Origin of the sequence: uncultured Stenotrophomonas sp., from assembly GCF_963519125.1 — a bacterium.
Lineage (GTDB): Bacteria > Pseudomonadota > Gammaproteobacteria > Xanthomonadales > Xanthomonadaceae > Stenotrophomonas.
Genome location: NZ_CAUQLJ010000004.1, coordinates 221,394 through 242,867 on the forward strand (window position 1 = coordinate 221,394; position 21,474 = coordinate 242,867).

At 66.4% G+C, this 21,474-nt stretch carries 25 protein-coding genes; 8 read left to right on the forward strand and 17 right to left on the reverse strand.

Annotation, left to right across the window (positions count from 1 at the left end; translation table 11 throughout):
- Window positions 1–5: 5 nt before the first annotated feature.
- Window positions 6–881, reverse strand: coding sequence for an AraC family transcriptional regulator (locus RYM47_RS05185; protein WP_315386520.1), 876 nt, complete (start codon window positions 879–881; stop codon window positions 6–8).
- Between the two features lie 92 nt (window positions 882–973).
- Between RYM47_RS05185 and RYM47_RS05190 the strand changes: the two genes are divergently transcribed.
- From RYM47_RS05190 to RYM47_RS05200, 3 genes are all read left to right on the forward strand, one after another.
- Entirely contained in the window at window positions 974–1,354 is a 381-nt protein-coding gene (locus RYM47_RS05190; RefSeq protein WP_315386486.1) for a carboxymuconolactone decarboxylase family protein, read from the forward strand.
- A gap of 15 nt (window positions 1,355–1,369) precedes the next feature.
- Window positions 1,370–1,510, forward strand: coding sequence for a hypothetical protein (locus RYM47_RS05195; protein WP_315386487.1), 141 nt, complete (start codon window positions 1,370–1,372; stop codon window positions 1,508–1,510).
- Window positions 1,511–1,588: 78 nt separating this feature from the next.
- Window positions 1,589–1,840: a hypothetical protein gene (locus RYM47_RS05200; protein ID WP_315386488.1), complete on the forward strand. Its 252-nt coding sequence runs from the start codon at window positions 1,589–1,591 to the stop codon at window positions 1,838–1,840.
- Between the two features lie 28 nt (window positions 1,841–1,868).
- Here the strand turns inward: RYM47_RS05200 and RYM47_RS05205 are convergent, their stop codons facing one another.
- The gene (locus RYM47_RS05205) at window positions 1,869–3,371 is read right to left on the reverse strand and encodes an arylsulfatase (protein ID WP_315386489.1); all 1,503 of its coding nucleotides are present in this window, start codon (window positions 3,369–3,371) and stop codon (window positions 1,869–1,871) included.
- 136 nt (window positions 3,372–3,507) lie between these two features.
- Complete coding sequence (locus RYM47_RS05210; RefSeq protein WP_315386490.1) at window positions 3,508–4,062, reverse strand: demethoxyubiquinone hydroxylase family protein; 555 nt, start codon at window positions 4,060–4,062, stop codon at window positions 3,508–3,510.
- A gap of 236 nt (window positions 4,063–4,298) precedes the next feature.
- Here RYM47_RS05210 and RYM47_RS05215 point away from each other — a divergent pair, with 236 nt between their 5' ends.
- Window positions 4,299–4,871 carry an Ax21 family protein gene (locus RYM47_RS05215; protein WP_311184743.1) on the forward strand — a complete coding sequence of 191 codons (573 nt, stop codon included), beginning with the start codon at window positions 4,299–4,301 and terminating at the stop codon, window positions 4,869–4,871.
- A gap of 145 nt (window positions 4,872–5,016) precedes the next feature.
- Here RYM47_RS05215 and RYM47_RS05220 read toward each other — a convergent pair whose 3' ends face one another.
- The 5 genes from RYM47_RS05220 to RYM47_RS05240 form a co-directional block, all read right to left on the reverse strand.
- On the reverse strand, window positions 5,017–6,042 hold the full coding sequence (locus RYM47_RS05220; protein WP_102944302.1) for an NAD(P)H-dependent glycerol-3-phosphate dehydrogenase: 1,026 nt from the start codon (window positions 6,040–6,042) through the stop codon (window positions 5,017–5,019).
- Between the two features lie 20 nt (window positions 6,043–6,062).
- Window positions 6,063–6,581 carry a protein-export chaperone SecB gene (gene secB / locus RYM47_RS05225; RefSeq protein WP_315386491.1) on the reverse strand — a complete coding sequence of 173 codons (519 nt, stop codon included), beginning with the start codon at window positions 6,579–6,581 and terminating at the stop codon, window positions 6,063–6,065.
- A gap of 104 nt (window positions 6,582–6,685) precedes the next feature.
- Window positions 6,686–7,123 (reverse strand): rhodanese-like domain-containing protein, encoded by a 438-nt coding sequence (locus tag RYM47_RS05230; RefSeq protein ID WP_315386492.1) that lies wholly within the window; start codon window positions 7,121–7,123, stop codon window positions 6,686–6,688.
- Window positions 7,124–7,203: 80 nt separating this feature from the next.
- Window positions 7,204–7,641, reverse strand: a complete 438-nt coding sequence (locus tag RYM47_RS05235; RefSeq protein WP_312327152.1) for a hypothetical protein — start codon at window positions 7,639–7,641, stop codon at window positions 7,204–7,206.
- A 30-nt stretch (window positions 7,642–7,671) separates the two neighbouring features.
- The gene (locus RYM47_RS05240) at window positions 7,672–8,142 is read right to left on the reverse strand and encodes a YiiD C-terminal domain-containing protein (RefSeq protein WP_315386493.1); all 471 of its coding nucleotides are present in this window, start codon (window positions 8,140–8,142) and stop codon (window positions 7,672–7,674) included.
- A 43-nt stretch (window positions 8,143–8,185) separates the two neighbouring features.
- Here RYM47_RS05240 and RYM47_RS05245 point away from each other — a divergent pair, with 43 nt between their 5' ends.
- The 3 genes from RYM47_RS05245 to RYM47_RS05255 all read left to right on the forward strand — a co-directional run bounded on the left by RYM47_RS05245 (window position 8,186) and on the right by RYM47_RS05255 (window position 11,359).
- Window positions 8,186–8,962 (forward strand): uroporphyrinogen-III synthase, encoded by a 777-nt coding sequence (locus RYM47_RS05245; protein ID WP_315386494.1) that lies wholly within the window; start codon window positions 8,186–8,188, stop codon window positions 8,960–8,962.
- A gap of 108 nt (window positions 8,963–9,070) precedes the next feature.
- Window positions 9,071–10,042 (forward strand): uroporphyrinogen-III C-methyltransferase, encoded by a 972-nt coding sequence (locus tag RYM47_RS05250; RefSeq protein WP_315386495.1) that lies wholly within the window; start codon window positions 9,071–9,073, stop codon window positions 10,040–10,042.
- A gap of 3 nt (window positions 10,043–10,045) precedes the next feature.
- Entirely contained in the window at window positions 10,046–11,359 is a 1,314-nt protein-coding gene (locus RYM47_RS05255; RefSeq protein WP_315386496.1) for a heme biosynthesis HemY N-terminal domain-containing protein, read from the forward strand.
- Window positions 11,360–11,439: 80 nt separating this feature from the next.
- On the opposite strand, the gene RYM47_RS05260 is transcribed toward RYM47_RS05255, so the two are convergent.
- Entirely contained in the window at window positions 11,440–12,735 is a 1,296-nt protein-coding gene (locus RYM47_RS05260; protein WP_315386497.1) for an acetyl-CoA C-acetyltransferase, read from the reverse strand.
- 92 nt (window positions 12,736–12,827) lie between these two features.
- Between RYM47_RS05260 and RYM47_RS05265 the strand changes: the two genes are divergently transcribed.
- A complete protein-coding gene (locus RYM47_RS05265; protein ID WP_315386498.1) occupies window positions 12,828–13,715 on the forward strand; it encodes a hypothetical protein in 888 nt (295 codons plus the stop codon).
- Between the two features lie 119 nt (window positions 13,716–13,834).
- On the opposite strand, the gene RYM47_RS05270 is transcribed toward RYM47_RS05265, so the two are convergent.
- The 8 genes from RYM47_RS05270 to RYM47_RS05305 all read right to left on the reverse strand — a co-directional run bounded on the left by RYM47_RS05270 (window position 13,835) and on the right by RYM47_RS05305 (window position 21,466).
- On the reverse strand, window positions 13,835–14,470 hold the full coding sequence (locus tag RYM47_RS05270; protein ID WP_315386499.1) for a superoxide dismutase family protein: 636 nt from the start codon (window positions 14,468–14,470) through the stop codon (window positions 13,835–13,837).
- 53 nt (window positions 14,471–14,523) lie between these two features.
- Complete coding sequence (locus RYM47_RS05275) at window positions 14,524–15,093, reverse strand: superoxide dismutase family protein (RefSeq protein WP_315386500.1); 570 nt, start codon at window positions 15,091–15,093, stop codon at window positions 14,524–14,526.
- A gap of 93 nt (window positions 15,094–15,186) precedes the next feature.
- The gene (gene ntrC, locus RYM47_RS05280; protein WP_315386501.1) at window positions 15,187–16,629 is read right to left on the reverse strand and encodes a nitrogen regulation protein NR(I); all 1,443 of its coding nucleotides are present in this window, start codon (window positions 16,627–16,629) and stop codon (window positions 15,187–15,189) included.
- Window positions 16,619–17,680: an ATP-binding protein gene (locus RYM47_RS05285; protein ID WP_315386502.1), complete on the reverse strand. Its 1,062-nt coding sequence runs from the start codon at window positions 17,678–17,680 to the stop codon at window positions 16,619–16,621. The genes ntrC and RYM47_RS05285 overlap by 11 nt, the downstream gene beginning before the upstream one ends.
- A 265-nt stretch (window positions 17,681–17,945) precedes the next feature.
- Complete coding sequence (locus tag RYM47_RS05290; RefSeq protein ID WP_315386503.1) at window positions 17,946–18,491, reverse strand: heat-shock protein; 546 nt, start codon at window positions 18,489–18,491, stop codon at window positions 17,946–17,948.
- 193 nt (window positions 18,492–18,684) lie between these two features.
- On the reverse strand, window positions 18,685–19,698 hold the full coding sequence (locus tag RYM47_RS05295; protein ID WP_315386504.1) for a tetratricopeptide repeat protein: 1,014 nt from the start codon (window positions 19,696–19,698) through the stop codon (window positions 18,685–18,687).
- Between the two features lie 59 nt (window positions 19,699–19,757).
- On the reverse strand, window positions 19,758–20,693 hold the full coding sequence (locus RYM47_RS05300) for an HAD family hydrolase (RefSeq protein WP_315386505.1): 936 nt from the start codon (window positions 20,691–20,693) through the stop codon (window positions 19,758–19,760).
- Between the two features lie 230 nt (window positions 20,694–20,923).
- Window positions 20,924–21,466, reverse strand: a complete 543-nt coding sequence (locus RYM47_RS05305) for a hypothetical protein (RefSeq protein WP_315386506.1) — start codon at window positions 21,464–21,466, stop codon at window positions 20,924–20,926.
- Window positions 21,467–21,474 lie beyond the last annotated feature (8 nt).

A 21,474-nucleotide genomic window follows, 5' to 3' on the forward strand; every position in this document is an offset into this window, starting at 1 on the left:
GCGCGTCACTCCACCTCGCCGCGCGTGTTCAACCACTCGCGCGGTGAGGCGCCGTTACGGCGGCGGAATGCGCGCGAGAAAGTGGGCGCATCCGCGAACCCAAGCTCCAGCGCGACCTGCTTCACTGGACGCCCTGCACGCAGCAGTGAAGTAGCGACGTTGAGTTTCCAGTCCAGCGAGTACGCCGCCGGTGTGGTGCCGGTGGCGTTCTTGAATGCGGCCGCGAACGCGCTGCGCGACATGCCGGCCAGTGTGGCCATGCGTTCCAGCGTCCAGTCCGCATCGGGTGCGGCGTGCACCGCCATCAAGGCCTTGGCCAGGCGCGGGTCGGACAGGCCCCGCATCATGCCGGGCGAGACGTGCGCCTGCTCGGGGTGGTCGATGATCCAGCGCAGTACCTGGATCAGCACCACTTCGAACAGGCGGTTGGCGAGCAGGCGCGAACCGCAACGGGTGCGGTCGGATTCGGCGAACAGCAGGTCCAGCGTGGCCTGCAATCCGTCGATGGCCTGCAGTGGCAGCAGGATCACATCGGGCAGCGACTGCACGATCGGGTTGCGCAGGCCGCCATCGAAGTCGAGCGTGGCGCAGGTGAAGTCCGAGCCGTCCACCGGGGGGTTGATGAACTCGTGGTGCACCGCGCGCGGGAATAGCAGCAGGGTGGGTTCGCACAGGTGCGTACGTGCGAGCTGCTTGCCGTCTCGGTACAGCAGGTCCATTTCGCCCCGACGCAGCACGTGCAGGAAGCCGCGCCCCGGCTGGGCGTCGAATGTCTGGTGGCCGCACAGCGGGCCGGCGTGGAACAGGGTGGCGTCGACCCGGAAGCGCTCCAGCACCGGGCTCAGCCGGTCGATGGAGCTGCTGGACGAATTGACATCTATCAGCGACATACAGACACCAAACGTCCCGATTTGGTTCCTATTATGCCCATCAACCGGCCACTTCGCGCCGGCATCCAGAAGGAATCCAAGCCATGTCCCGTATCCCCCTTGTTACCCCCCAGGACACCACCGGTGAACGCCAGGCCCTGCTCGGCCAGATCCACGGCGCCTTCGGTGCCACCCCGAACATGTTCCGCGCCGTGGCCAATTCCACCGCCGCGCTGAAGAGCATGTGGGGTTCGTTCGGCGCCCTCGGCGGCGGCGTCATTCCGGCCGCGATGGGCGAAAAGATCGCCGTGGCCATCGCCAACCGCAACGCCTGCGAGTACTGCCTGGCCGCGCACACCGCACTGGGCCGCAAGGCCGGCGCCAGCAGCCAGGAAATGAGTGCCGCGCAGGGCGGTGAGTCCGACGACCCGAAGACGGCGGCTGCACTGCACTTCGCGCTGCGCGTCGTGGAAGGACGCGGCTAGATCGACGACAGCGACGTGGCGCAGCTGCGCAGCGTGGGCTTCAACGACGAGGAGATCGTGGAGATCCTGGCGCACGTGGCGTTGAACCTGTTCACCAACTACGTCAACGTGGCGTTCGCGGTGCCGGTGGACTTCCCGGGCGTGAAGTTGCGTTGAAGCGAGTGCGGCGGGCTGGCCGGAGTTTCCGGCCAGTCGACCGCAGTGCAATTCCGTTCACATGAGGAGAGTGCGGCAATGAACTCCACCTACGTTCCCATCGACTGCGAGTTCCACGACGTGCTCGAGGCGACCGCCACTACCGGCCGTCGCGTGGCGATCGTGTATCTGGAGGAATCCGGCCTTCCGCAGACCGTGCAGGCGCGCATCACGGACCTGCAGGCCCGCAACGGCGAGGAATACATGCTGCTGGACGATGGCACCCGGGTTCGGTTGGATGCCATCGTCAGTGTGGATGGCGAGGTGCCGCCAGCCAGTTGCGGGCTATAGCTAGCTGCGGCCTCAGCCCATGCGGTAGCTAGTTGGTCCTCATCGTTTCCAGCTCTTTGAGCCGCTTCATCGCGTCCTGCTGCTGCAGCAGGGAGTAGTTGATGCCGCTCGGGTTCAAGGAGCTGCCGGTCTGGTACGGGTAGTCGGCGAAGTCATGGAAGAAGGCTTTGATCTGTGCCTGGATCGGCACCAGCAGCCACATCTGCTGGCCAATGAACTGCATGGCACCGCCACCCTCTTCGATGCCGCGCTCATACGGGTCCATGCGCAGGTTCGTGATGGACGCCCACGAGGTGACTTCGCGCCGTGCCGTTGCAATGTTGCCGTGGCTCGCGACGGCGAAGCTCACTTTCCAGTCGGCGTAGCGAACCGCATTGAGGTTGCCGCCCTGGTCGAAGTAGTAGAGCGCCTGGCGCGGGCCGGCGTCCGCCGTTCCTTTGAAGTACGGCGTGAAGTCGTAGCCGTCCAGATGCACCTTGAAGGTCTTGTCGCCCGCCTTGAAGCCCTTCTTCATCTTGCCCGCAACATCGTCGATGCCGGCGGCAGCACACAGGGTGGGGAACCAATCGATCAGCGAGATGATGTCGTTGTACGCGGTGCCCGGCTCGATCACGCCCGGCCAGCGCACCATCATCGGAATGCGCATGCCGCCTTCCCAGGTGGTTCCCTTCTCGCCGCGGAACGGGGTCATGGCGCCATCCGGCCAGAGCGCCAGCTCCGCGCCGTTATCGGTGGTGTACAGCACGATGGTGTCATCGGCCACGCCCAGCTCGTCGAGCAGGTCCAGCAACTGACCCACGTGTCCGTCATGCTCGACCATGCCATCCGCGTGGAGACCCTTGCCGGTCTTGCCGTCGGACTCCGGCTTCAGGTGGGTGAACACGTGCATGCGCGTGGTGTTGAACCAGACGAAGAACGGATCCTTTGCCTTTACGCTGTTCTTGATGAAGGACTGCGCGGCATCCAGGAACTCTTCGTCCACGGTCGGCATGCGCGCCTTGTTCAACGGCCCGGTATCTTCGATCTTGCCGCCTGCTTTCGAATGGATCACGCCGCGGGGGCCGAACTTCTTCTTGAAGGCCGGATCCTTGGGATAGAAGTACCCTTCCGGCTCTTCTTCCGCATTGAGGTGGTAGAGGTTGCCGAAGAATTCGTCAAAACCATGGTTCGTCGGCAGATGCTGGTCCTGGTCGCCCAGGTGGTTCTTGCCGAACTGGCCGGTCGCGTAGCCGCCCGTTTTGAGGACATCAGCAATCGTCGGCATCCAGTCGGCGATGCCATGCGGATCACCCGGCATTCCGATGGTCAAGAGGCCGGTGCGGAACGGCTCCTGGCCCAGAATGAACGACGCACGCCCGGCAGTGCAGCTCTGCTGACCGTAGGAGTCCGTGAACAGGGCTCCTTCATTGGCGATGCGGTCAATGTTCGGTGTCTGGTACCCCATCAAGCCGCGCGTGTACGCACTGATCTGGGGAACTCCGATGTCATCACCAAAGATCACGAGGATATTGGGCTTCTTCGCAGTTGCCATGGCGCGGTCCAGTCAGTGGAAGGTCATGGGAGTCTGCGAGCTTGGGAAGCGCCGGTCATCGGTAAGGTATGTGCGGGGCGCTAAGTATTGTTACTGACACTTCCTGCGGCCGACTCGCGTTCAGTGTGGATGCGGGCTACAGCCGCATTCCGAGCCAGATGACGGCTTCGGTCGAGTTGGTCACGACGGGATTGAGCAGCCTTGCCCAGAACGAATCTGTCTGGCCATGCGCCAGTGACTGGTCATGGTGCTGCTGTTCTTCGGCAACGATGGAAGCAATGGCGATGACCGCCGCAGGGTCGCTGTCGCGCAGAACCTCAAGCTGGTGCTCAAGGTGACGCAGTACAACGCTTTCAACGGCTGTGGTCGTTGCCGCAATGGCCGAACTGCCGAACAGTCCAGTCACGAGCCCGAGCACCAGGCCACCGAGTCCGCATAGCGGATAGCTTCGGCAGCGAGGGCGCCCGCGTCGCTCCAGCTCTGCGCGGAAGATCGCGCGGTGTCGCTGTTCGTGGGAACGGAACTCCCGAAGCTCGGCCACCATGTGAGGCGCGGTCAGCCGGGCGAGGAGAATCTGACCGGTGTAGATGTTTACCGCGCCATGCTCGCCCGCGTGATTGACCTTGATGATGCGGTTGCCCGTATCCGTCCCCACGGATTTCGCTACTGATTCCCTGCGTGTCCAACTCATTGATTCATCCCTTGATTCTTCATCGCCAACCTTGGCGTGTGCACTCTGCCATGTAGCTCCGAAAGCGGCGGAATAGTTTCCTGAACGCGCACCTTATTCATGTACCGGTCAGTTCAATATTCAGGGTTGATTAGGTCGCCTAACGGATAATTTACACCTGTCGACCGCCCTTCTCTCTCCCCTCCCCCGAGGGGGCGGTCGGCAAAACCAAAATAAAAAAAGGTGTGTTCCCGATGATGAAGTCTTCCCTGCTTGCCCTGGGTCTGGTCGCTGCACTGCCGTTCGCTGCTTCGGCCGCCGATGGCCTGTCTTACAACTACGTTGAAGGCGGCTACGTGAACACGGACGCCAAGGGTGGCGACGCTGATGGTTGGGCCGCGAAGGGCTCTGTTGCCATTGCGCCGAACTTCCATGTCTTTGGCGATTACAACTCGCAGGAAACCAAGCGCGGCAACGCGGATGTTGACCAGTGGCGCGTGGGCGTCGGCTACAACTACGGCATCGCGCCGACCACCGACCTGGTGGCCCGCGTCGCGTACCAGAAGTTCGATCCGAAGCACGGCCTGGACTTCAACGGCTATGCCACTGAAGTGGGCGTGCGCACCGCGTTCACCCCGATGATCGAAGGCTACGCGCTGGCCGGCTACGAAGATTTCAGCAAGAAGCACGGCATCAACCCGGACGGCGAGTTCTACGGCCGTGTCGGCGCCCAGGCCAAGTTCAACCAGAACTGGGGCCTGAGCGGCGAAGTGAAGTTGGCCAAGGGCGGCGACAAGGAATGGTTCGTGGGCCCGCGCTTCACCTGGTAATGCAACAGAACAACGGTACGTTGTTGTATGGCGTGTGATCTCTCTCCCACGCGTCAAGAAGCCCGGCCCTCCGCCGGGCTTCGCTTTTTTGGGGAGGGCGTTTGCAAAAAAAAACCCCGGCTTTCGCCGGGGTTTTTCGTTTGCATCATTTGAACAGCGTGTCCGGGTATTCCGGCTTCTGCTCTCGCGCCAGCAGCGCGCGCAGGCCTTCTTCCGGGGTCTGTTCGCCGTGCAGTACGGCGCGGACCCGGTCGGAGATCGGCAGGTCGATGCCGTGGCGGCGGGCCTGGCGCATGACCTCATCTGCGGTCTGCACCGATTCCACCACCTGGCCGATTTCGCGTACGGCGTCCTGCAGGCTCTGGCCACGTCCCAGCGCGAGGCCAAGACGACGGTTGCGCGAGAGGTCGCCGGTGCAGGTGAGCACCAGGTCGCCCAGGCCCGCCAGGCCCATCAGGGTTTCCGGCTTGGCGCCGATCGCGGCCGCCAGGCGCAGCATTTCATTCAAACCACGCGTGATCAGCCCGGCACGGGCGTTGAGGCCCAGCTGCATGCCATCGGCCACGCCGGTCGCCACGGCCAACACGTTCTTCATGGCGCCACCGAGCTCGGCACCGACCATGTCGTCGCCGGTGTAGGCGCGGAACGCCGGGCCGTGCATGGCTTCGGCCACCTGCTGGGCGAACTCCGCATCATCACCGTGAACGGTGATCGCGGTCGGCAGGCCCTGGGTGACTTCCTTGGCGAACGACGGGCCGGTCACTACTGCGAGCGGCACGTCCGGTCCTAGGACCTCGCGCGCGACTTCGTGCAGGAAACGGCCGGAACCGGGCTCGAAGCCCTTGGTCGCCCACGCCACGCCGGCATTGGCCGGACGCAGCGGCGCCAGCGCGCGCACGGTTTCACCGAAGGCGTGCGACGGCACTACTACGAGAATCCAGGTGGCACCTTCGACGGCCGCAGCCAGGTCGGTTGTGGCACGCAGCGATTCCGGCAGCGGAATGCCCGGCAGGTAACGGGTGTTCTCGTGGCGCTGGTCGATGGCGTCCACCATCGCCGCGTCGCGCCCCCACAGCACGGTCTGTTTACCGTGCCGCGCCAGCAGGCTCGCCAGGGCGGTGCCCCAGGAGCCTGCGCCGAGAACGGCGATCTTGTCTGCGGTGTCGTTCATCGGTACCACTGCAGCGCCGATCAGGCGTTGCCGGCCGGCTCGGAATCGGCGAGCGAGGTTTCGCCCTGTTCCTGGCGCTGGCGCAGGGTTTCGGCGTACAGGCCTTCAAAGTTGATCGGCTGCAGGAAGAACGGCGGGAAGCCGCCGGCCTGGATCAGCTCGCTCACCAGCGAACGCACGTACGGGAACAGGATGTTCGGGCACTGGGTGCCGAGCAGCACGTCGATGGACTGCGGGTCCAGGCCGACCAGGCCAAACACGCCGGCCTGCTGCACTTCGGCCACATAGGCGGTCTTGTCGCCGGCCTTGCAGGTCAGGGTGACAGCCAGCACCACTTCGAAGGCGCTCTCGCCCAGACGCTGCACGCGCTGGTTGAGGTTGAGCTGCAGTTCCGGCTGGACGGCTTCGTTGAACACGCCCGGGGCGTTCGGCGATTCGAAGGAGACGTCCTTGACGTAGATCTTCTCGACGGTGAACGCGGGGCCGTTGGCGGCGTCGGCCGGCGCGACGGCGCCGTTGGTGATGTTGTCTTCGGACATTTCCTGATGCTCCAAAAATAAATGCAGTAGTAATGGATTGTTACATGCCCTGCGATGGGGGCGTGTGGCGGCGCGCACAAGGCGTGCCGGCCAAATCCGTCAAATTAGTTGCGGCCCTTGACCAGCGGCAGCTCGGCCTGCTGCCAGGCAGGCAGGCCACCGTCGAGCACATGGACCTGCTCGAAACCGGCCTTCTTCAGCGCCTTGGCGGCGGTTTCAGAGGCGGTACCGGTACGGCAGACCAGCACCACCGGCTTCTGCCTGGCGTTGGCCACCAGCTTGTGCTCCGGACCGAACTGGGCAGGCTGCGCGTTGCGGCTGCCGGCAATGTGGCCCTTTTCGAAATCGGTGCCCGGGGACAGGTCGACCACGACCGCGCCACCGGCATTCATCAGCTGGGTCAGCTCGGCCGGCTTGATCGATTTATAGCCGCGCATCAGGCGGCGCACCTCGGTGACGAGGATGGCTACGGTCAGGCCCACGAAGGCCATCGACAACATCGGGTTTCGGCCGGCAAAGGCCAGCAGCTCTTCGTAATTCACTCAGATCACGGGTCGATAAGCGGGCGCCGATTGTCGCACATGCGGGCGAATCGGCGCCCTGCGGGGCGGGAACGGCTGATTCAGCGGTCCTGCCAGAGGTCCGGCAGGCCGTTGGCCTGCAACCAGCGCTTGTCCTCGGCGTCCCAGCGCCAGATCTCCCGGACCCGTGCGGTGCGCTCGGACTGGGTGTTGAGATTGATGACCCGGACTTCCGCATTGCGGCCGATGGTGCCATCCGGCAGCGGGACGTTCTCGCCAGCGCGATAGCTGGAGATCTTCACCTGCTCGAAGCGGCTCAGCTCCAGGTCGGTGAGCGGATGCTCCTTGGCCTTCTCCGGGTCCAGGTAGGGCAGCGCGTCTTCGACGGTGCCCCAGCGCATGGTGGAGTCGTACTTGATCTGGGTCTCTTCCAGCTGCTTGCGCTGGCCCTTGGTGATCTTCTTTGGGTCGGCGGCCAGCACGGACACGCTGGTCAGCGCCAGCAGGCTCAACAGCAGGATCTGGAAGGTACGACGCATGCGAATTCCCCAATCGGCAAGGCGCCCATCCTACCGCCTTGCGAAGGCAACGAAACGTCCGCTCAGTTCAGCTGCGGGTTTTCCCGCATCGCCGGGCTGGCGGGCGACCACGTCGATGCGGGCCTTGCCACGCTGGGCGAAGGTGGACAGGAACACCGCCCAGTCGGCCTCGTCGGCGGCCTGGGCCTGGGCCTGCAGGTCCTCGTAGACCGGCGCCAGGTAGCGCACGTGGCTGTCGGCCACGTAGACGTCGGCGTCGAAGCCGGCCAGGCGCAGGCGCAGGGTGACAAGCGCCCAGCCGCTCAGGGTCATGACCGAGGAAAGGCTGCCGCCGAACGCGTTGCCCTTGTCGTTGACGTTGGCGGCCAGCGGAGCGCGCAGGGACAGCACGCCGCCGGCGTAGCCGGCCACCTGGATCTGCATGGCGGCCACCGGCGGCATGCGCTCCAGGATCTGCTGGAGGGCGGCCAGGTGCACCGCGGGGGATTCGGAATCGGACATCGGTACGGCGACGTTACGGCGAAGGCCTCGCATAATGCCCGCAATGAACCGCCCCGCACATGTGCCGGAATGGACCCTGCTCTCGCTGCGCCCGCGCGGCCAGCACGCAGCACTGCGCCGCGCGGCCGCACCGCTGGGCGCGCAGGTGCTCGGCCTGTCGCCGTGGGCCCTGGTGGCGCAGCGGGATGACGCCACACGCGCCGCGCTGGCCCAGGCACTGGGCGCCGACCGGGTGGTGTTCAGCAGCCCGGCCGCCGTGCACGCAGCCGCGCGACTGCTGCCGCTGAATGCGCCGCACCCCGGCAGCTGGCTGGCCGTGGGCGAAGGTACCGCTGCGGCGCTGCGCGCGCAGGGCGCCACTGGGGTGCAGGCGCCACGGCAGATGGACAGCGAGGGCCTGCTCGACCTGCCCCCGCTGGCGCAGCTGCAGGGTCTTCGCGCGGCGCTGGTGACCGCCCCGGGCGGGCGCGGGATCATCGCGCAGACCCTGCAGGACCGTGGGGCCGAGCTGCAGCGCGTGGATGTTTACCGGCGCCAGCCACTGCGGCTGCCGCCGCGCCAGGTGAACCGGCTGCGCAGGCAAGCCACGCCCTGGGTGCTGGCGCTCAGCAGTGCCGAGGCCTTCGGCCTGCTGCTGGAGCAGCTTCCCGCAGACCTGCTGCCACGCCTGCGCAGCCAGCACGTGGTGGCCGCCAGCCCTCGCCTTGTGGCTCTGGCAGGGCAGCAGGGCTTCTCCCGGGTAAGCCTCGCCGAAGGTCCCCTGCCGGCCCAGCTGGCCGCCGCCGCACATGCCGCGGTCACGACCGGCGAACGTAGCTGAACAGGGGTCGTTTCCGGCCTTGCGGGCTGCTTGGGAGGCGGGCGATGCTGTACGCCAGAGCGCCCGCCAGCTCGTGAATGCACCGGCGCGGGCGACAAGGATGACTGCATGAACGACATCGCTCCGCCCCCAACCCGTTCACCGCTGCGCTGGATCCTGCCGCTTGCCGCGGTGGCGGTGGTCGTTGGCGGCGCCGGCTGGGGCTGGACCCAATGGCAGGCGCAGCAGGCACGCGCCGCCCAGCGCGAGGCCGAGGCCAACGTGCTGGTGCAGGGCCTGGCCGGCAGGGTGGACGCACTGCGCCGCGACCAGCGCTCCACCTCGCAGCGGGTACAGGATGCGGCCGCCACCAACCGCGTGCTGCGCGATGAAATGCTGGGCCTGAGCCAGCGCAACGCGCTGCTGGAAGAGAACCTGGCGCGGCTGGCCGACAGCACCCGCCACAACGCGCAGGCGCTGCAGCTGGAGGAAGCCGAGCTGCTGCTCAGCCAGGCCGGCCAGCGGCTGGCCTTTGCCGACGACGTGGAGGGTGCACGCCGCCTGTACGCGTTGGCTGCGGCCGCGCTGGATGAGGTGCAGGGCGCCGAGTACCTCAACCTGCGCCAGGCGCTGATGCAGGAACGCAATGCGGTGGACGCCCTGGGTCCGGGCCCGCGCGCCGAGATCAACCAGCGCCTGACCCGTTTCGCGCAGTCGGTAGGTGCGCTGCCCGAGCAGATCGTGCCGGCGGTCGGCAGCGCATCGACGCCGTGGTGGCATCAGGTACTGGCGCCGTTCGTGACCATTACGCCCACCGCCGCGCAGGGACCGCTCAGCGGCGCCGAGCGCACCGCCGCGTGGGACTCGCTGCAGTTGGAACTCACACTGGCTCGTGCAGCGGTCGAACGCGGCAATCAGTCGGAATTTGAACAATCGCTGGACCGCGTGGCGCTGTGGATGCCGCGCCTGTGGCCGGATTCACCCAGCCTGCGCGAGCGACGTGCTGAACTGCAGCAGTTGCGCGCCCAAGTGCTACGCCCGCCGCTGCCCGAACTGGGCAGCACCCTGCAGCAACTGCGCTCCATGCGCGATGGGAGTTGATAGATGAAGCCGATTCATTCCGTGGTGGTGCTGCTGTTGGCCGTGGTGCTGGGCGTGGTGGCCGCGCAGTGGCTGGGTACCGAGTCGCTGCGCCAGTACGGTGAGGTGATCTACCGCTCGGGCGGCAACGATTACCGCTCCACCGTGCCGCAGGTGGCGCTGATGGCGCTGGTCGCCCTGTTGCTGCTGTGGCTGCTGTGGAGCCTGGTGGCGTCGCCGTTCCGTGCGTGGGGTCGCTACCGCCGCAAGCAGGGTCGGGCCCGCCTGATCGAAGGCCTGCAGGCGCATGAGTACGGCCACTGGCAGCGTGCGGAAAAGCTGCTGGGCACCGCTGCCGAAGACGACGAGGTGACCGCAGTGGCGTATGTCACCGCGGTGCGCAGCGCCGAAGCGCGTGGCGACCAGGCTGCGGTGGACCAGTACCTGCAGCGCCTTTCCACCGCCGATGCGACGTCCCATGCACTGCTGCAGGCCGAGCGCCTGCTGCGCCAGGAGCGCCCGGTGGATGCGATCAACGCGCTGGATGCACCCGGCATCCAGCCGCTGCCGCCGCGCGGCCTGTGGCTGCGCACCGAAGCGCTGGCGCGTGCGGATCGTGCGCACGAGGCCTATGGCCAGCTCGGCGCGCTGCGCAAGCAGAAGGTGCTGCCGGACGAGGCGGTGTCCGAACTGGAAGTGCGCCTGGCCGCGCAGTCGCTGCTGGAAGCGGGCGACGTGAATGCGCTGGCCGCGCAGTGGGAAGCGACCCCGAAGGCGCTGCGCAATGATCCGGACGTGGTGTCCGCCTATGCCCTGCGCGCGGTGGCGCTGGACTGGGACGAGCCGGCCCTGCTCAACCTGGAGCAGGCGCTGGATTCGCGCTGGGATGAGTCGCTGGTGACTCTGTATGGGCAGATGCCGGTGGAGAAGCTGGCCACCCGCCAGGCCAACCTGAAGCGCTGGTTGGGCCAGCAGCCTTCGAGCCCGGCGCTGCTGCTGGCCCTCGGGCGCATTGCGGCGCGCCAGGGCGAGCATGTGCAGGCCGAAGATTACCTGCACCGTGCGATCGCCGCCGGTGCGGGCCCGGATGCGTGGGAAACGTTGGGCGAGGTATTCACCGCGCGCGGCGAACCGGCGTTGGCCGCGCAGTGCTATGGCAATGCGCTGCGCCAGCAGCGCGGTGAGGAGCGTGTGGTGCTGGTGCGGAGCACGGCGCCGTTGGCGACGGTGGTTCCGGAGCGCGCAACCGTTGAAGAGCAATCGTTGATGAGCGAACCGGCGCCGGTGGTGGATCATCCGGTGGACCGCGACGCATTCGGAAACCCGCGGATCCCGTAGCCGGCCGCCGGCCGGATCCCCGCAATGTAAAAAAAATGGCCACCCAAGGGTGGCCATTTTTCATTTCAACGTCGTGCGACTCAACGCTCGACGATCGCCACCACGCCCATGCCGCCGGCGGTGCAGATCGAGACCAGCGCGCGGCCACCGCCACGCTCCGCCAACTGCTTGGCGGCAGTGGCAATCACGCGCGCGCCCGTGGCGGCGAACGGGTGGCCGGTGGCCAGCGACGAGCCCAGCGGGTTGATCTTCGCCGGGTCGATCTTGCCGAGCGGTGCGTCCAGGCCCAGGCGGTTGCGGCAGTAGTCTTCGCTTTCCCACGCGCGCAGGGTGCACAGCACCTGAGCGGCGAACGCTTCGTGGATTTCGTAGATGTCGAAATCCTGCAGGGTCAGGCCGTTGCGCTTGAGCATTTCCGGCACCGCGATGGTCGGCGCCATCAGCAGGCCTTCGCCATGCACGAAGTCCACGGCAGCCACCTGCGAATCACGCAGGTACGCCAGCGGCTCGTGGCCGTGCGCGCGCGCCCATTCCTCGCTGGCCAGCAGCACCGCCGAGGCGCCGTCGGTGAGCGGGGTGGAATTGGCGGCGGTGAGCGTGCCACGGCCGGAAACCTTGTCGAAGGCCGGCTTCAAGGTGGCCAGCTTTTCCAGCGAGGTGTCCGGGCGCAGGATGTTGTCGCGCTCCACGCCACGGAACGGCGCGATCAGGTCGTTGAAGAAGCCGCGCTCATAGGCGGCGGCCAGCTTCTTGTGCGAAGACACCGCCCACTCGTCCTGCGAGTCGCGCGAGATGTTCCATTCCTTGGCCATGTCTTCGCAGTGGTCGCCCATGCTCTTGCCGGTGCGCGGCTCGGCCACGCCCGGGAATTCCGGCTTGAGCTCGCTCAGCTTGAAGCCGCTCAGGATCGCCTTGATCTTGTCGCCGGTGCTCTTGGCGCGGTTGGCCGCCAGCAGGCGCGCGCGCAGCTTCTTGCCGTACACGATCGGCACGTCGGAGGTGGTGTCCGAACCGCCGCCGATGCCCGACTCGATCTGGCCCAGCGCGATCTTGTTGGCCACGTTGATGATGGTGTCCAGCGAGGTGCCGCAGGCGCGCTGCATGGTGATGCCCGGGGTAAGCGGGGACAGGCCAGACGACAGCGTGGCTTCACGGCCCAGGTTCCAGTCGCTGGAATGCTTGATCACCGCGCCCATGGCCACTTCGCCCAGCTGCTGGCCGTGCAGGCCGAAGCGTTCGACCAGTGCACCCAGCGTGCGCACCGACATGCCCAGGTTGCCAACATCCGAATAGGCGGTGTTCTGGCGGCAGAACGGGATACGGACGCCACCAAGGATGGCGACGGGACGAGCGTTGGGCATGGAGATACCTGGCATGGGAAGGGTGTCTGCAACATGGCCTGCACGAAGGAGCAGGCATAATGGGGGCAAGTGTAGCTGCCGCCCTGTGATGGGCCAACTGTGATCCCATGAGCAAACCCGACCCCGGCATGAATGCCCTTGGCGTACTGGCATTGGAACTGGCTGGAGGAGACGCCCCCCGCAACGCCGCCCTGAGCTCTGAACAGGCCGGTGAACTGGCCGACCGCGTTGGTCGCGACCTGGCCAAGCTGGTGCCCGGCGTGAGCGGGCTGGACTTCGTGTTCGCCGGCGCCCATTTCGACCCGGCCGAGGTGCTTCGCCCGGGCTGGCCGATCCACCGCCGCCTGGAAGAGCTGCAGATGCGCGCGCCCGGCCGCAATGAAGGCCCGCGCCTGCTGGCGTTCGGGGCCGGCGCCGACGGTGAGGTACCGTTGCCGTTCCAGGCCGATGCCAGCCTGACCGGCGGCGGCCTGCGGGTGGTGCCGTTCCTGCTGACCGGCACCGAAGTGGCCCAGACCCAGGCCGTGGCCGACGCGCTGGAAGAAGTGCTGCTGGCACAGGGCATGGCCCAGGCCGACACCGCGCTGCTGGCGCAGAACGCGTTTGGCGCGCAGATCGAGCATGCGCGGTATTTCACGGTCAATGACCTGGCCGCGATGATGTCGATGCAGTACGACAACCAGGGCCTGGCTGCGCTGTGGCCGCTGGTTGAAACGGCGCTGATGGCCCCGCAGAGCGAGCAGTGGCTGGATGAATCGCCGGAGCCGCTGCTTCGATACGCTGACGGCGAAGTGCGTATGGCGCTGTTCGACCCGGCCGGCTGGTGCGCGTTCTACAACCACGACAAGGGCAACTGCGAGCGCCTGCAGGGCATCTACGACCAGTACCTGATGCGCCAGCGGCAGATGGCCGCCGTGCTCGAGGCCCACGGGCTGCCGGTGCTGTTCGTGCATTGCGAAGCCGGTCAGGACGCGCGGGAATTGTTGACGCGGTGATCCGGAGCAGCCACGCAGGGCGTGGCTCTACCCATGAAAAACGCCGGCAATGCCGGCGTTTTTCGTTTGCATCAACCACCCGGTAGAGCCACGCCCTGCGTGGCTGAACCGCCGATCGATTACGGCGCAGCCTTGATCACCGCACACGCCAGGCGCGCACCGGCGTTACCGGTCGGCTGGGTCTTGTAGTCGTCCGGATCAGCATGAACGATCAAACCACGGCCGATGATGTCGAAATCATTGCCTTCGCCGATATTGACGTTGGTGGAGACGTCGGCATCGACCATCGCATTACCCTGCGCGTCGGCCTTGATGTTCGGAATGTCGCCACCGTGGTGCGGGGTGGTGGCCACGTTGCCGTGGTCTTCCTTGGCCGGATTGAAGTGGCCGCCGGCGCTGTCGCCGTTCGGCGCGCTGCAGTCGCCCTTCTCGTGGATGTGGAAGCCGTGCTCGCTGTCCGGCTTCAGGCCGCTGACCTGGCCCTTCACGTGGACCTTGCCGTCGACGACGCTGAAGGTGACGTTGCCCTTGACGTTGTTGCCCTGGGTCGGCGCCAGTTCGGCCACGGCGGTGTGGTTGGCGTGCGCTTCGCTGGTCATGGCCGGCGGCGCGTCATTGGCGGCAGCGGACGCATCGGCGGCCTGTGCGGTGTCGGCGGCCGGGGTCGGCTCCGGGGTGGTCTCGGCCGGCTTGTTGCAGGCGGTCAGGCCGACGGCGGCAACGGCGGCGAACAACGCGGTATGGATCAGACGCATGTGGATCTCCTTGCGGGTAACTACGGAAAAAGCAGCGTTTCCGGGCATCGCGATCAGCGCGTGACCCGGATGACGCCACAGGCGATACGGGCACCGGCGTTGCCGGCGGGCTGGCTGCGGTAATCGTCAGCGTTGGCATGTACGACAAAGGCGCGGCCGACGATATCGGTGGCGGCACCGCCACCGAGGGTAACCGCCGGCAGGCGCACATCGACGCTTACCCGGCCCTGCGCATCGGCACGCAGGTTGTCCATGTCGCCGGCGTGGTGCGCACCGGCGCTGTTGCGGCCGTGCGGCTGGTTGGCCGGATTGAAGTGCGCGCCCGCGCTGCTGGCGTCAACGGCACTGCAGTCGCCGCGCTCATGCACGTGGAAGGCAGCGGTCTGCATCGGCTGCAACCCACCGATGGTGCCGGTGATATGCACGCCGCGCGCGTCGGGCACCAGCACCAGGCGACCACTGACGATGCTGGCCGAGGCCGGCGCCAGATTCGCTTCGGCCTGCTTGGCCAGGCTCACCACCGGCACCGCAGGCGCCGGCGCAGTGCGTTGCTCGGGCGCAGTGCCGCAGGCGGCAAGCACCAGCAGTGAGGGCATCAGCAGGGCGAGTTGGGAACGACGCATCGGGTAACTCCTTGATAGGCAAACTAACGTCTGGCTCGTCCACGCATCATGAAAGACGTAGCGACGCGCCGCTTACATGGCATGAACAGGCATTCAGCTACCGCGCCGACGACCGGCGCCGAGCTTGCGGGTGAGCGTGTTGCGGCCCATGCCCAGGCGCGCGGCAGCCTCGGCACGGCGGCCGTGGGTGATCTGCAGGGCGGCTTCCAGCAGGGCCTGGTCGACCCGCTCGCGCACCTGCGCATGCAGGCCTTCCGCCCCTTCGGCCAGGCGCTGCCGGGCCCAGGCCGAGAGCAGCGCTTCCCATTGGCCGGGATCGCCCTGCGCGCGGCTGCGGGGTGCGGCACCGCGATGCAGCGCACTGTCCACGTCGGCCACGCCGATGGTGTCGGAAGCAGCCAGCGCGGCCATCCGCCAGCACACGTTCTCCAGCTCGCGCACGTTGCCCGGCCAGTCGTGCTCGCGCAGCGCCTGCAGCGCGGCGGCAGTGAGGCGCTTGGGTGGCGTGTCCAGCTTGCGCGCGGCGGCGGCCAGGAAGGTGTCGGCCAGTTGCACGATGTCTTCGCGGCGCTCGCGCAGCGGCGGCAACCGCAGGCGCACCACGTCCAGCCGGTGCAGCAGGTCGGCGCGGAACCGTCCCTGCGCCACCAGCGACTCCAGGTCCTGGTGGGTGGCGGCGATGACCCGCACATCGACCCGGATCAGCTCGCGGCCACCGACGCGGAAGAATTCGCCTTCGGCCAGCACGCGCAGCAGGCGGGTCTGCAACGGCAGCGGCATGTCGCCGATTTCGTCCAGGAACAGCGTGCCGCCATCGGCCTGCTCGAAACGCCCGACGTGGCGGCGCTGCGCCCCGGTAAAGGCGCCCGCCTCGTGGCCGAACAGTTCGCTTTCCAGCAGTTCGGAGGGAATGGCAGCGGTATTGAGCGCCACGAACGGGCCCTGCACGCGCGGCGACTCGTGGTGCAGCGCGTGCGCTACCAGTTCCTTGCCGGTGCCGGTTTCGCCGTTGATCAACACCGACAAAGGCGCCTGCGCCAGCCTGCCGATGGCACGGAACAACGCACGCATGGCCGGGGTGTCGCCGACCAGCTGCGGGCGCTGGTCGGGCGTGGCTTCAACGGTCGGCACACTACGCTCGGCCACGGCGATGTCCGGCGCCGGCAGCACACGCTGGGCCAGCGCCACCGCATCGTCCAGGTCGAACGGCTTGGACAGGAATTCCTGCGCACCGCCGCGGAACGCACCGGCGGTGCTGGCCACGTCGGTATAGGCCGACATCACGATCACCGGCAGCTGCGGGTGCGCGGCCTTGAGCTTGTCCAGCAGCACCAGGCCGTCGTCGCCCGGCATGCGCACATCGGTGAACAGCAGGTCCGGCGGCGGCTGGCTGGCCAGCATGTCCAGCGCGGCGGCGGCGCCGTCGAAGCCTTCCACCGCGTAACCGGCGTCGCGCAACGCCGTGCTCAGTACGAAGCGCACGGCGCGGTCGTCGTCGACGACCCAGACGCGCTGGGCCTGGCTGTCAGCCGCCATGCGCGGTCTCCTCGGTTGCGGGCGTGCCCTGCCCGATCGGCAGCTGCACGGTAAATACGGTATGGCCCGGCCGCGAACGGTAGGTCAGCGTGCCGCGGTGTTCGCGTGCGACCTGCTGGGCCAGCGCCAAGCCGAGCCCGGTGCCTTCGGCGCGGCCACTGACCAGTGGCAGGAACAGGTGTTCGGCCAGCGCTTCGGGCACGCCACGGCCGTCGTCGGCGATTTCCAGCCGCAGCGCCATCGCCTGCAGCTGGTCGCCGATGCGCACGCCATGTTCCACCCGCGTGCGCAGGGTGACGGTGCCAGCACCGGCCTGGATCGCATTGCGCACCAGGTTCCAGACCGCCTGGGTGAGGCGGTCGGCGTCGCCATCGAATTCGGGAATGCTGGGGTCGTAGTCGCGCTGCAGCCGCACCGCCCAGCCGCCTTCGCTTTCGGCCAGGCGCAGCACGCGTTCCAGCGAGGCGTGGATGTTGAGCGGCGCGTGCGGCGCGGCGGGTGCCGGCGACAGCAGCTGTTCCAGCAGCCCGTTGAGGCGCTCGATCTCCGAGCCGATCAGCTCGATCAGTTCGCGCTCTTCCGGATCGCGCTGGGTGCTGCGCCGGGCCAGCAGCTGGGCCGCACCCTTCAGGCCGGCCAGCGGATTGCGCAGCTCGTGGGCCAGACCCTTGAGCGCCGCGCTCAGCGCACTAGGCAGGGCCTGGGTCGGGTCCAGCCCGGGGAACTCGTCCACCGGGTGCGCCTCCAGCAGCCAGCCGTCATCGTCGTGGCGGCTGACCCAGCCTTCGGCAAAGCGCGGCGCCTCGCCCGGCAGGGCAAGGGCCAACCGGTGCAGGCGCAGGGTGTCGCGTTCGTTGCGGGCGAGGAAGTGGGCCAGGGCTTCGCCCTGCACTTCCAGCGAGGCCAAGGGCTGGCCCAGCAGGCGCCGGACGCTTACGCCCAGCCAGCGGGCGAACGCGGGATTGCAGCCGGTCACGCGGCCTTCGGCATCGGCCCAGGCCACCGGGGTGCCAAGGACATCAAGGGACGGGGACGGTGCTGCGGCGGTCATTGCACCAATGTAGTGCAAAACGGACCGTCCGGAACTGTTTGCCTGTGCCGTAAGGGTGTTGATGAACGGCCTGGTGCCACGGGGATCCGCCCGTTGGTCCGAGGGTCCGACCCGCTGTATACTACGGGCGTAAGACGAAGCGACTGACCCGGTGAAATAGAGCGCTTCCCAGCGGCTTCGGCCGTAGGCATCCACGATGCCTCGCAAGTGGTCCCCGGGGTCTGAACACGGAAAAGGGCGCTTCGGCGCCCTTTTCTTTTGTCTGCTATCTCCGCCGCTTCTTCTTTGGCTTTTGCGGGTTGGACAACCAGGCCTCCCCGCAGACAAGCACGAAGGGGCGCCAATGACCTGTCGTCGTAGGGGCGTTGCGCGTCTCGGGATACGCACTTTCCACGATCACATCGATGTCCTGCCAGGCACGCTTTTCATTGGAGCTGCGCTTGACCGTCAGGAACAGATGGTAAGGCCCATCCGGGTTCTCAATTGTCAGCGTGTGAATCCAAGAGGCGCCGTGCGCCGCGAGTATCACTTTTCGCTCCTCCAATGACCGGATTACGTCTGGCAAGCCATGCGAGAGCCGATAGCGCGTCGGGCAGAACGTTCTCATCTTCCTGCCATCCCAGATCACCTCATCGCCTGGAGGATGCGGAATGTCTCCGTGCGAGGCGCTGAAGCAGTGATTGCTGAAGGTGATCGCAATTCGTAGAGGCTTATCAACCTTCTCGCTTTGGATGATGATCGTGAAGGGTTCCAGGTGAGACAAATCGACAAGCTGGCCACCGACCCTCAAAGGGCTGAAGTATCTACTCAACGTGCTCCCTGAGGGCCATCCTGTGCTTAGGCTCGCTCCATGCTAACGCGTGCGGTAGTTGCACCCGCCGGCCCGACGCGCAGCGCATCCGCCCACGCTTGTATCCGCCTTCCGCGATGTGCAATCAAGAAACGCAAGCGAGTCACTTTTGGCTATCTTGCGCAACGCCAGTGGTCTCGCGCGGCTTGAGCGGTTACCGCAGCGCCCGCCGATCCGGGCACTCCTTCGGATCAAAGCTGCCGTAGATGCGCATGATCTCGAGATTGACGAGTGCTCCCCGATATCCCTGCGCGGCCGCTTCGCAGTACCAGGCGATGCTTGCGTTCTCGTCTTTGGGTATGCCTTTTCCGGTGGAATAGAGGTATCCCACCTGGGTCTGCGCTGGGGCGTACCCTGCCGTGGCCGCCTTGCGGTACCAGTTGAACGACTGCACCTCGTCCTTCTGCACGCCGATCCCATTGCCGTAGATATCACCGAGCCGGGTCTGGGCTTTGGTGTCGCCGCCCTCGCCTGCTGCCAGCAGATCCTCCACTGGGCCGAAGATCCCCGGGCTCTGGGCTTCGGTGCACCACGCTTCGTATTCGCCGCGATACAGGCAGAGCGCCATACGGGACTGGCTGACCCCAAGTTGCGATACGTCCTGCAGGGCTGCCTTCGTATACCACCGCTTGGCTTCGGCCTCGTCTTTGGTGAGGCCGGCACCGCCCCGCTCGTACAGGCTGGCAAGGTTGTGCTGTCCGGCGGCAGATCCCTGCTCGGCCGCCTTGCGCAGCCACGCCACGGCCTGGGCATCGTCTTTCTCCGCGCCCATGCCGTTCAGATACATCATGCCGAGGTCGGACTGGGCCAGCACCTCGCCCTGCTCTGCCGCCTTGCGCACCCAGACGATGGCCTGAGCCTCGTCCTTGGGCACGCCGTTTCCGCGCAGATACATTGCCCCCAGTTCGGATTGCGCGGGGCCGTAGCCCTGGTCAGCCGCCTTGCGATACCAGGCGGCCGCCTTCTCAGCGTCTCTGCGGACACCCGCGCCGCTGAGATACAGGTTCGCGAGCTGGTACTCCGCCTTTGCATCACCTGCCTTCGCAGCGGCCTGGATGCTTTTCAACAGGGCTGCCTCGTCATCGCCGAGCGCATGGGCGCTGCAGGCGAACACCGCCATACCGACGAGCAGAACTACGCGACCCAAGGGTCGAACCAGGCCTTCCATGGACGTCTTCACTCGTCATCATCTCCAGATGTCAGCTGGCGATGATATCGGGTTCGCCCCTAATCCACGAACACCCGCGACCAGTCATCCCGCACGCTTACCACCGGCCAACCGCGTTCAGCGGCCAGGGCGACCGCCTTCTGGGCACCGGAGGTGTAGGCGATGTCGCGGACGTCGTCGTCATGCGTAACCAGCAGGGCCAGTGAGGCGCCCTCACCCTGGGTGGCGAACTGCAGCATCGGGATGTCGCCATTGGAGTTGCCGGCAGCGAAGATAGGGCGGGCGCCGATGCGACTCCAGATGCGTACGACCTTGTTGGGGCCGTCGTCGAATACCTCGAGCTTGGAGGTGTGGACCAGCGTGCCAATGCCGTCCTTCTCGCGGTACTCCAGCACCACCGAAGTGCCAACCACGCGCTCGGGGGGAATGCCGTACAGCGACTGGGTGATGGGCCGCATGAAATCGCGCCCGCCGCCGGAGACGATGTAGCTGGTGAAGCGGTTGGCTTCGAGGTAGCTGAGCAGCTCGCGCATCGGTGCGTAGGCGGTTTTCAGGTACGGCCGGTCGAGTGCCGGGTTATGGGCATTGAGCAGGAACTGCAGGGCCTTTGCCGAGAAGGCCTCTACTTCATCGTCTACATAGGCGGACAGCAGGCCTTCGGCGGCCTGTTTGAGCAGGGAATCGTCGCCTTCGTAGTGGCGGGTGATGATGCTGCCCAGCCACGCCTGGTCTTTGCCGTATACCGCCTTCCAGGGTTGCTTTTCGCGCAGGGCGGGGTCGGCTTCGGCCTGCTCGGCGATGCGGCGGAGCAGGAAGTCGACCTGGATCGGCATGGGCTTTTCGCACCAGAGGCAGCCGTCGTTGTCGAATACGGCGATGCGGGCGGCTGGGGGTACGAATTCCGGACCGCCCTCTTGGGTGACTCGGGCTACGAACGCAATGATGGCCTGGCGGGCGGGGCCGGTGTTCCAGCTTTTTAGGAGGCCTTCGTGCATGGTGGGTTCGCGGCAGTTCTTGGTGGGGAAATGCTAGCGCTGGGGCGGGATGGGGGCCTGCGAGTAATCACTGATTGGGGGGCAGTAGATTTACTGGCTTCGGTTTGCCACGCAGGGCGTGGCACTACCGTCGTTGTTCTTTGGGATTGCGCGGGACACGCATGGCGTGTCTCTACGCGGTTGCACGCTTCGCGTTGGGTTCTACGCGTAGTGACACGCCATGCGTGTCATCACCCCACCCGGCGACGCAACTGCATGATCGCTTCGGGCAACTCAGTGCGCATCTGCTCGCGCAGCGCTTCGGCCACTTCGTGGTAACGGCGGCGTTGGATGAAGTAGCAATACACGAACAACCCGAGGATCAGCAGCATCGGCCATGTGGACGTTGCCACCATCGGCATCGCCACGCACAGCACCGTGAAGCCCAGGGTCATCCAGTTGCAGATGCCTTCCACGCGAACCTGGTTGCGCTTGGCGTCCACCACCACGAGTCCGCGCATGACCGGGTAGTAGCGCCCGCTGACGGCCAGGAAGAAGCTCTCGCGGAACGCCATGCGGCCATCGGGCAATGCGCGGAACACCAGTGGAATCCACTCCTGTGTAGCCACGTCGCGCTCCAGGCAGTTCAGCACCAGCCGCTCACGCATCTCCGCCGTGGCAGGAATGCGCTCGCTGAACAACCGGATGCCCAGCCCGAAGTAGAGCGGGTTCCACGCAAGCATGAGCACGATCTCCACCACCATCACCGCAACCATTGCGTAGAAGAAGACCATGCTCGCGT

Coding starts and splice junctions, on each gene's coding strand:
- RYM47_RS05190 (WP_315386486.1), top strand. CDS start 974: ATGTCCCGTATCCCCCTTGTTACCCCCCAGGACACCACCGGTGAACGC.
- RYM47_RS05200 (WP_315386488.1), top strand. CDS start 1,589: ATGAACTCCACCTACGTTCCCATCGACTGCGAGTTCCACGACGTGCTC.
- RYM47_RS05205 (WP_315386489.1), bottom strand. CDS start 3,371: ATGGCAACTGCGAAGAAGCCCAATATCCTCGTGATCTTTGGTGATGAC.
- RYM47_RS05210 (WP_315386490.1), bottom strand. CDS start 4,062: ATGAGTTGGACACGCAGGGAATCAGTAGCGAAATCCGTGGGGACGGAT.
- RYM47_RS05215 (WP_311184743.1), top strand. CDS start 4,299: ATGAAGTCTTCCCTGCTTGCCCTGGGTCTGGTCGCTGCACTGCCGTTC.
- RYM47_RS05220 (WP_102944302.1), bottom strand. CDS start 6,042: ATGAACGACACCGCAGACAAGATCGCCGTTCTCGGCGCAGGCTCCTGG.
- secB (WP_315386491.1), bottom strand. CDS start 6,581: ATGTCCGAAGACAACATCACCAACGGCGCCGTCGCGCCGGCCGACGCC.
- RYM47_RS05235 (WP_312327152.1), bottom strand. CDS start 7,641: ATGCGTCGTACCTTCCAGATCCTGCTGTTGAGCCTGCTGGCGCTGACC.
- RYM47_RS05240 (WP_315386493.1), bottom strand. CDS start 8,142: ATGTCCGATTCCGAATCCCCCGCGGTGCACCTGGCCGCCCTCCAGCAG.
- RYM47_RS05245 (WP_315386494.1), top strand. CDS start 8,186: ATGAACCGCCCCGCACATGTGCCGGAATGGACCCTGCTCTCGCTGCGC.
- RYM47_RS05250 (WP_315386495.1), top strand. CDS start 9,071: ATGAACGACATCGCTCCGCCCCCAACCCGTTCACCGCTGCGCTGGATC.
- RYM47_RS05255 (WP_315386496.1), top strand. CDS start 10,046: ATGAAGCCGATTCATTCCGTGGTGGTGCTGCTGTTGGCCGTGGTGCTG.
- RYM47_RS05260 (WP_315386497.1), bottom strand. CDS start 12,735: ATGCCAGGTATCTCCATGCCCAACGCTCGTCCCGTCGCCATCCTTGGT.
- RYM47_RS05265 (WP_315386498.1), top strand. CDS start 12,828: ATGAGCAAACCCGACCCCGGCATGAATGCCCTTGGCGTACTGGCATTG.
- RYM47_RS05270 (WP_315386499.1), bottom strand. CDS start 14,470: ATGCGTCTGATCCATACCGCGTTGTTCGCCGCCGTTGCCGCCGTCGGC.
- RYM47_RS05275 (WP_315386500.1), bottom strand. CDS start 15,093: ATGCGTCGTTCCCAACTCGCCCTGCTGATGCCCTCACTGCTGGTGCTT.
- ntrC (WP_315386501.1), bottom strand. CDS start 16,629: ATGGCGGCTGACAGCCAGGCCCAGCGCGTCTGGGTCGTCGACGACGAC.
- RYM47_RS05285 (WP_315386502.1), bottom strand. CDS start 17,680: ATGACCGCCGCAGCACCGTCCCCGTCCCTTGATGTCCTTGGCACCCCG.
- RYM47_RS05295 (WP_315386504.1), bottom strand. CDS start 19,698: ATGGAAGGCCTGGTTCGACCCTTGGGTCGCGTAGTTCTGCTCGTCGGT.
- RYM47_RS05300 (WP_315386505.1), bottom strand. CDS start 20,693: ATGCACGAAGGCCTCCTAAAAAGCTGGAACACCGGCCCCGCCCGCCAG.
- RYM47_RS05305 (WP_315386506.1), bottom strand. CDS start 21,466: ATGGTCTTCTTCTACGCAATGGTTGCGGTGATGGTGGTGGAGATCGTG.